The sequence below is a fragment of the Sinorhizobium fredii USDA 257 genome, from assembly GCF_000265205.3.
Lineage (GTDB): Bacteria > Pseudomonadota > Alphaproteobacteria > Rhizobiales > Rhizobiaceae > Sinorhizobium > Sinorhizobium fredii_B.
This window is the reverse complement of sequence record NT_187167.1, coordinates 1-6,694: the sequence shown is the minus strand read 5'-3', so window position 1 is coordinate 6,694 and position 6,694 is coordinate 1. Positions and strand designations below refer to the sequence as shown.

5 protein-coding genes and 3 pseudogenes are annotated in these 6,694 nt (G+C 57.6%); 3 read left to right on the top strand and 5 right to left on the bottom strand.

Translation table 11 applies throughout. The features are described 5' to 3' along the window. Positions 1 to 2: 2 nt before the first annotated feature. Positions 3 to 599, bottom strand: a complete 597-nt coding sequence (locus USDA257_RS32800) for a DUF3846 domain-containing protein (protein ID WP_223843497.1) — start codon at positions 597 to 599, stop codon at positions 3 to 5. A 107-nt stretch (positions 600 to 706) separates the two neighbouring features. Next, positions 707 to 1,087 (bottom strand): hypothetical protein, encoded by a 381-nt coding sequence (locus USDA257_RS36865; protein ID WP_014858081.1) that lies wholly within the window; start codon positions 1,085 to 1,087, stop codon positions 707 to 709. Between the two features lie 127 nt (positions 1,088 to 1,214). Between USDA257_RS36865 and USDA257_RS32795 the strand changes: the two genes are divergently transcribed. After that, positions 1,215 to 2,252 (top strand): IS110 family transposase, encoded by a 1,038-nt coding sequence (locus tag USDA257_RS32795; protein WP_014858080.1) that lies wholly within the window; start codon positions 1,215 to 1,217, stop codon positions 2,250 to 2,252. Positions 2,253 to 2,515: 263 nt separating this feature from the next. On the opposite strand, the pseudogene USDA257_RS32790 reads toward USDA257_RS32795, so the two are convergent. Both USDA257_RS32790 and USDA257_RS38225 read right to left on the bottom strand, forming a co-directional pair. Next, a pseudogene (locus tag USDA257_RS32790) lies at positions 2,516 to 2,755 on the bottom strand (transposase); the annotation flags it as partial. A 124-nt stretch (positions 2,756 to 2,879) separates the two neighbouring features. Beyond that, positions 2,880 to 3,065, bottom strand: a pseudogene (locus tag USDA257_RS38225) (MFS transporter); the annotation flags it as partial. Between the two features lie 379 nt (positions 3,066 to 3,444). Here USDA257_RS38225 and USDA257_RS36860 point away from each other — a divergent pair. After that, entirely contained in the window at positions 3,445 to 3,594 is a 150-nt protein-coding gene (locus USDA257_RS36860; RefSeq protein WP_161623565.1) for a hypothetical protein, read from the top strand. A 14-nt stretch (positions 3,595 to 3,608) separates the two neighbouring features. On the opposite strand, the gene USDA257_RS32780 is transcribed toward USDA257_RS36860, so the two are convergent. Then, positions 3,609 to 5,309: a flavin-containing monooxygenase gene (locus USDA257_RS32780; RefSeq protein ID WP_014858075.1), complete on the bottom strand. Its 1,701-nt coding sequence runs from the start codon at positions 5,307 to 5,309 to the stop codon at positions 3,609 to 3,611. Positions 5,310 to 6,221: 912 nt separating this feature from the next. Here USDA257_RS32780 and USDA257_RS38220 point away from each other — a divergent pair. Beyond that, positions 6,222 to 6,694 (top strand): annotated as a pseudogene (locus USDA257_RS38220) (ISNCY family transposase); the annotation flags it as partial.

Below are 6,694 nucleotides of genomic sequence, written 5' to 3'. Positions count from 1 at the left end.
CTCTAAGAGTTCAAGCCGTCGCCGTGAGCGCGATATACATCATGCCTTCCGTCCATAAGCATGGGCGGACGTTGCTCGATTCGAACTTTCAAGTCTGACAAAGCGCCGGGAAGGATGAGACCCTTCGGAGTAGCATCATCTGCCGTGACAAAAACTGGGTCAAGCACCGGACGACAGCATTTGAAATGAACGGCAGCGTCCTCGATTTTTATCGAGGGGGAAAAATGAGGTTCGCTTCCATCACCTCGGATAAGAACGATTCTCCCCCCAAGAGGCTGAGGGTAGGAGGCAAAAACAGTGAAGGCTGTTATCCCATCCCGCAGTCCTTCGTCATCTAAGAATAGTGCATGCGAGTCGTCAAAGCGGATCATCTGCACCAGTCGGCAACCGAGCAGACTAAAGATTGGCGCAAGTCCGGTGCCGTCGGCAACCTCGACGGTGCGAAAGAGTGTCGTCTCCGGGTCTAAGAGGTATGCGACATTCTTCATGTCCCAGCCTTTCTCCATTGTCATAAATGGCGTGACCCAACAAAAGGCATCCGTCACAGGATCAAACAGCGGCGTGAAGCGCACGTCGGGTGGTCTTTCGCTATGCAGCATTTGCCAAGATTGGGAAAATCGATTTTTTGTATGGGGCCTATCCACACCATGGAATGTGGGACGGATTGCGTTCAAGCACATCAGTGTATTGCGCTTTTGGTTTTAATTCACGAGTGACTGCGTGTGCCGGTCCAGTCGGACAATGATTCCGAAACGAAGCGGGCCACCCATTTCGATTTCATTCCGGTGATTCCGACGCGAAGCCGGACAGTATTGGTGAACCCTGGGTCGTTGCGATATGCGCAGTTGGTGTTGCGCAATGATTCGTCTGCTGACATCACCGAGCTCAACGCGGGAGGCATTGTGCACGTTCGGTCGAGGATGACATACCAGTGATCGGCACGCGACGGGTCCTCCACTGTAATAGGTTTCAGCCAAATGATGATGTCCCAGGGGGTGGTGTAGCAGTCGGCAGCAAGGCGTGCTTCCAGCAGGAGCCGGGCGGGGGCAGCTTGCCACAGCGGCCAGGCTGATTTGCGGATGATCATAGCTCATAGCGGCGATGGCTCAAGGGTCATGTAGATGGACCGCTGCACCGCCCATTTGATGGCATGGACCGCTCCCTTCCCCTCAGCGAAGATGGCGGGCGTCTTTTAGCCAAGGAGGAATGTTTCCATGCCTGTTGTTGCCGTTGGTCTTGATCTCGCAAAGACAGTCTTCCAAGCTCACGGCGTTGATGACGCCGGTCAAACCGTTCTACGCCGACGCCTTGGACGAAGCGAGTTGCTCGCGTTTTTCGCTAAGCTGCCGCCTTGTCTGATTGCGATGGAAGCATGCTCGAGCGCTCATCACTGGGCTCGCGAGCTGGTCACGATTGGTCACGACGTTCGGCTCATTCCGCCGCAATATGTCAAACCCTGTGTCAAACGGAATAAGACCGACGCCGCAGACGCAGAGGCGATATGCGAGGCGGCGACTCGGCCAAACATGCGCTTCGTTCCAATCAAGACCCGAGACCAGCAAGCCGTGCTCGCTTTGCATCGATCTCGTTCATTGCTGGTTCGGCAACGAACAGCATCGATCAATGCTGTTCGTGGATTGGTCGGTGAGTTTGGGCTCATCGCCGCAAAAGGCCGCTACCGCATGTCAGAGCTGCGGCAGCGAACGAACGCAATGACGCCAGACCACCTGCCGGCGATCGCCTGCCAAGCTATCAATACCCTCTTCGATCATATCGATATGCTCGAAGAACAGATCGCTGCTGTCGAACGACAAATTGTCGAGTGGCACAAGAACAACGAAGATAGCCGCCGGCTGGCGACTGCACCCGGCGTAGGCCCAATCACTGCGAGCGCCATCGTCGCAGCTGTGGGAGACGGTTGTCAGTTCCAATCCGCCCGGCACTTTGCGGCCTGGCTCGGGCTGACTCCGAGGATGCATGCGAGCGGGAGGAAGGAGCGTATCGGCAGGATTAGCAAGGGAGGTGACAGATATCTGCGGGCGCTTCTCATCCATGGCGCGAGAGCGATTGTCGGAACGCTGTTCCGCAAAAACGTGCCGCCTCGTCCGTGGCTGCTTGCCCTCGCGGCACGCAGACCGACGAACGTCACCGCTGTCGCAGTCGCGCACAAAACGGCACGCGCCTTATGGGCAATGCTGACGCGGGATGAGAAGTATCGCAAACCAATTGCTGCGACACCGTCTGCAGCATAGCAGCTTCAGCACTGTTCCTATGATCAGTGCTGGCTTGCGAGGGTAATCGAATGTGATGGCAACCGGTATGATCCGGGTTCGGCAAAGGCCCATGAAACGATGCGAGCCAGATGAGCTCGTCCATTTGTCTGGCCGCCGATCCGCGAATACCATCAAGGCCTGCGGCCGAGTGGCTCGCGTAAACAGGCCGGATACACGACCGCAAGAACCGTGTCTGCCGTTATGTTCAATTTCGCCTTGCAAACAGGGAGCGGTCCATACACGTCGTTCTGCTCCAACAGCAATGCGCCGACGAGACGCGCGATGGCGTCGTCGTTGGGGAAGATGCCGACGACCTCGGTGCGTTGCTTGATCTCGCCGTTGAGGCGCTCGATCGGGTCGAGTGCAACTTGGCCCAGTGCTGCTTGTGGAAAGGTCATGTAGGCCAGCACGTCCTCTTCGGCATGATCCATGATTGAGGCGAGCTTGGGCACCTTTGGCCTGATCTGGTCGGCGACTTTGCGCACTGCTGGCTGGCGGCTCGGGCTTGCCCCGCTGCGGAAATCGACGGGCGGCAAGCAGAAGCTCGGCCGATCTCGATAGTGGGCGAGCGCACGCTAGGCGTCTGCTGATTATCGGCAGCATGGCGGTACAAAACAGGCGGCAAGGCGCGGCCACGTCGGAGACGCTTGCAAGCGTCCCGAGACTATAGTGGGCGAACATTGTCGTCCATTCGACACTTGCCATTTCGCGGGCGAGTACCGCATGCTCCAGTGGCACAAAGACACTTACACTGCCGGCCGATGGATTGATGGTGCCGGCGAATGCGACCAGGGGATGACGTTACCCATGTTCAAATCCTGCGCCTTCGTCGCAAGCTGGGGCAGGGGCCCGGGCCGGAGCGTGCAGTATATGCGTACCCAGCGGGGTGCGGGCTATGTTTTCGACAGCGACGTAAAGGTTGAAGACCTGAGGACACGCAGTCATTGACAACGCACTTTCTCGTTTTCGCCTTGAGCCGCATTCGGCGGTGGGCAGGACGGGTCCGGTGAGTTTCCATCACATCTTTTCGTCATATGGACGGACTAATCAAACGTATTTTCGCGGTGCTTGCAGTGCACTCCCCTCAGGGGAGATATTCGCCGGTTGCACGTCACGGTGCCCGGCCGGACGGCGTTTGAAGGTACATGGCGTCGCGCAAAGTGAGGGCCGAATGCCCCTTGGAATTGTGCGCGTCAAGCTTCTGCGCCTTGCTGAACGTCGTGGCTGGCAGGAGGCGGATTTTTCCCGTCTGAGTGCCGATCAGACACTCGATATGACCGCCGAAGGGGGCCTCACCCGGCGGTCGCCATTCGATTGCTGACCGTAGCCGCCGCGTCAAGAAGGTCGACGCCGGAGTCGCGAGCCGGGGCGTTGAACGCCCTCTCGCGGTACACCCGAAGTCTCTAATCGGGAATCAACTTGCGGCATGGTACGGTAGTCATCGAGATCCGCCTCCTTCAGCAACTTCCAATAATCGACCAGACGCCAAGGGCTGTTTGTCACGATTCGGCCCCGGTCGTTGCGGAAAAAGGTGGACATACCCTCATGGCTCCAGATCATCTGCTGGTGCATTTGTTGGATTTTCCGGTTGTAATGTTGATATATATCTTGCCGGCATTCTACTTCGACAAGTCTCTTCTCGCCCATCTGGCGCAGAACACTTAGTACATAATCGATTTGGCTCTCGATCGTGAAGATGAAGCTGCCGCGATGGCCGAGCGCCGTATTGGGACCATAGAGCATGAAGAAATTTGGGAACCCCGCCACAACGGTGCCAAGATAAGCCTGACAGTCATCATCGTCCCAGACGTCACGTACCGTCCGACCATTGCGTCCGATTACCTCAACCGGAAGTAGATATCGTGTCGTATCGTAGCCTGAGGCGACGATAATAAGTTCTGCCTCATGCGTTTCATCATCAATCGCATGGATCGACCTGCCCTCAACACGCGCAGCAGCTCCGTCTACCAGCGTAACATGCGGCTTTAGTAGGGTTCTGTACCAGCCATTGTCCAGGAGCATCCGCTTGCCGAATGGAGGGTACGACGGGATGACCTTGGCGATAAGATCAGGGCGCCCCGCCAGCTGTCCCTCGATGTATTGTGTGTAAGTCTCGCGGTCGCGGTCGTTAACCGCATTCACGGAACGGTCCGGATGCGGCCAGGCCGGATCCTTGTGCAGGGCCTCATGCACTTCACTGTCGTAAATCCAACTCAGGCGGAGCCTGTACAGCCATTCATAGTGTGGCACCTCGCGGAACAAGAACTGCATCGGTTCCAGGACCGGTTTTTGAAATTTCGGGAAGGGCGCCACCCATTGACGTGAGCGTTGGAAGATTGTCAAGGCACCCACCCGATCTGCGATGGCGGGAACAACCTGCATTGCCGAAGCGCCATTGCCAATCACGGCCACACGTTTACCGTCGAGCGCGACTTCTGGATCCCATTCCGAGGTGTGCACCACCGGGCCGTCGAAGTTGCGCAGGCCCGAAAGGTTGGGCCATTTCGGCGTGGTGAAGCCCCCCACCGCCGAGAGGACCACATTGGTCACGAGGGTTTCTTCCGTGCCGTTGGGCAGACGTAACCGGGAGTGCCAAGTTAGGCTCTCTTCGTCATAGCGGGTGACCAGGCACTCCGTGCCGTAGCGGATGGAACTCTCGATCCCAAAGTCCCGGGCAACACGGTTGAAATAGTCGTCGATTTCCTTTTGCAACGGGAAGAACGTGCTCCAGTTGCCACTGGCAAGAGTGTACGAGTAGAGATGCCCCGGCGTGTCCACTCCACAGCCAGGATAGTGATGTGCGTGCCAGACCCCGCCGGTGCTGTCTTGCTTTTCGACCTGGATGTAGGAAATGCCCAATTGTCTTAACCGAATTGCCGCTGCGACACCGGACATGCCCGCCCTGATGATGAGTACACGAAATCCTTTCGGCAAGGACACGGGGTCCGGAATGGCGCCTGCATATCTCCGTAGCTTATGAAGCATCATGTCAGCGTATTCTGGCGGGATAGGCTCGGCCTCCGACACAGTCAGCATGCGGATCAACTCTTCTTCCGACAGGTCCTGCTTGGTGACTGGTGCGCCGCTGTGCCAACAGATGATGGCGTCCAGTGCTGCATTACGAATCTCCGTCTGTAATTCGGCCGCGAGCCCCCTGAATCGTTGTCGCCCCAGACACTCTTTACGGGAAGAAACGGTGGGGTGAGCCAGTATTCTTTTCCCGTGAACTGATACAGAAGGAGTAATAGGGTTGGAATATTGGCCGAAGGGAGTGCCTCGGCGATGCGGTGGCGGAACAGGGCGAGGTCCGAAGAGTGAGCCATGATTTAAGTTCCTCCTGTTGCATATATCCAATCCCCCGCCAGACGCTCAGTTTACTGCCTCGGCTTCGGCGTGGTTGCGGCAATCGGCATTAGAGAAGATTCGACAAGCAAGCTCCCGAATGTCTGATCCAAATCGCGCTTGATAAAGCGAGTCGAAGGTCGCCACGGCGGGGAGGTTCTCGGGCGCCGTCGTGCCGCCGGCCCGGGCTCGACTGCGAGATATGCCCCTGTGCTGCCTCGGCTCGACCAGGCGCGCGCAGCCGGTTACGTCTGCATCTGAAACGATCCACCCCTTGATGATCGGAAGGCGGGCTCGGCAGAAACCATTGGCTAACATGTCGAAATCTCTGCGCGATAAGGTGGGTCCGTGACGTGTCCTGCAAATGCCTAGAAGCAATATGCGTGCCAAAAGGAAGAACTCTTCTTAATGCAACGAAATGACTCAAGCAGCGGTCTCGCGTGTCCAACATTGTCGTACATAGGACGAGCCTCAACCTGACATTAATCGTAACACTGTATGTCTGTCTTCGTGGCCGAGTGGCTCGTCCTACACTGCACTTCCAAGGTTGCTCGGATGAGCCGACCCGATCCTAATCATAGGAGGACGAGCCGTGGCAGATTATCGGCTACGCCGCATCAGCGTCTGGTTGCCGACGCTCACGCGTCAGATGTAGCCGCTCCCGTCTGCAGGAAATCTACGCCGGGCTAGATCCTGTCCCGCTATTTGCGCGATATCCGCGCCCGTGCAGGAGCGACTCGCTGCGTTTGCCGACACTCCGCCGGCCATGCGCTCTGACGGGGTAGATCAGCCGATCGACCTTTTCCTGGCGAGTTTGCGGACTGGAAAGAGAGAGCTACCGGCGGACGGATCGCCCGCTTGCGAAAACCAAAAGAGGACGGCGGCGTCGTGCTCTCGTCGAGGCGACTACCGACGTGCGAAATTGGTTCGAAGCCGAACCATGGCGGACCGGCAGCGAACTTCTGTCGCGACTGCAGGCCGAGTATCCCGGCGATTACCCCGACAAACTGCTTCGAACACTTCAGCGCCGGCTGAAGGTCTGGCGCAGCGAACAGGCGGACGCGTTGCTGTTTGGCACC